Genomic DNA, 1,137 nt, shown 5'->3' with positions numbered 1-1,137 from the left:
CGTCTTTCAATGTGATTGACTCGCTGCAGCAGAGTGCGCCCTCGAATGAAACCATTGAGGTGCATGAGGACGGCGAGCTCAAGTTACATGTTTCAATGTCTAGCCCAGATGCGGATGAAACACTACAACTATCCATTACTGGATTGCCGCAAGGCACAACCCTCAATCACGGTGTGAAACAGCCCGATGGATCCTGGTTAGTTGATGAAGTGGACGTGAAAGATTTAAGCGCGACCTTGCCGGCTAACTTTAAAGGGGGAATCGACCTTTCCCTAAAAGCCATTAGCCATGATGGGACTAGCACAGCCGAGTCTGCGGTAACGACGCACCATGTTGACGTTTTGTCGTTAACCGATAAAGCCGATCTCACTCCAGGTGATTTGAAATTTGATGAGCATCAAACGGGCTGGCATGATTTGCCGATTACGCTTCAGGCTCATGACGCAGACGATGCGATTACTTCCGTAACCCTGAGTGACCTGAGCGATAAGTTTGAGCTACGTCTAGCACCAGGCGCTACGGGTAATGCTCCGGTACATAACGCTGACGGCTCGTGGACGATCGATCCACAGACCGCCGAGCACCTGCAAGTGCAAACGAGCGATACCGATGGCGAGCGAACGGTATTCAAAGTCACGGCCGTTACAACGGGCCCTGATGGCAAGACCGCCGAGATTGCACATACTGGGCATATTGGCATCAATGCGGTTGACGATAGCAAGGTCACGCTTGCATCGGGTTTAGGTACCGTGACCAACGACCAATACCGCAACCCAGTTGTCGACATGAGTAAGCATGCTGCAGTTACTTCGATTGCGGACTTACTATCGTTTACAGACAGCGACCTTGATGAGAAGGCAAACTTCGTTGTGCGAGTGCCCAACGATATTGTTATTAAGGATGCGAGTGGTCACGCGTTTCGCTATTTGGATGACATAGACAAGGAGACGAGCACAAACCATTACCCCGATACCACGGGTTATGTGCTAAAGGCCTCAGACCTGGCTACGGCGACCATAGAATCGTCACATCGTGGCGGTGCAACGTCTTTTGATATGTCGGTGCGAGTTGATGTTGAGGAAGGTGAGAGGCAACAAACCGGATTCTCTCAATCTAAAACCTACCAGTTTAACCACA

Annotated in this window: 1 protein-coding gene; it reads left to right on the top strand. The window is 50.7% G+C overall.

Going from position 1 to position 1,137, the window contains the following annotated elements:
* The coding region (locus DFR27_RS12620; RefSeq protein ID WP_170150861.1) for a hypothetical protein at nt 1-1,137 on the top strand (1,137 nt) is incomplete at both ends.

This window comes from Umboniibacter marinipuniceus, assembly GCF_003688415.1.
Classification (GTDB): Bacteria; Pseudomonadota; Gammaproteobacteria; order Pseudomonadales; family DSM-25080; genus Umboniibacter; species Umboniibacter marinipuniceus.
Note: the sequence above shows the minus strand (reverse complement) of the source record. Positions and strands in the feature narration are given on the sequence as shown.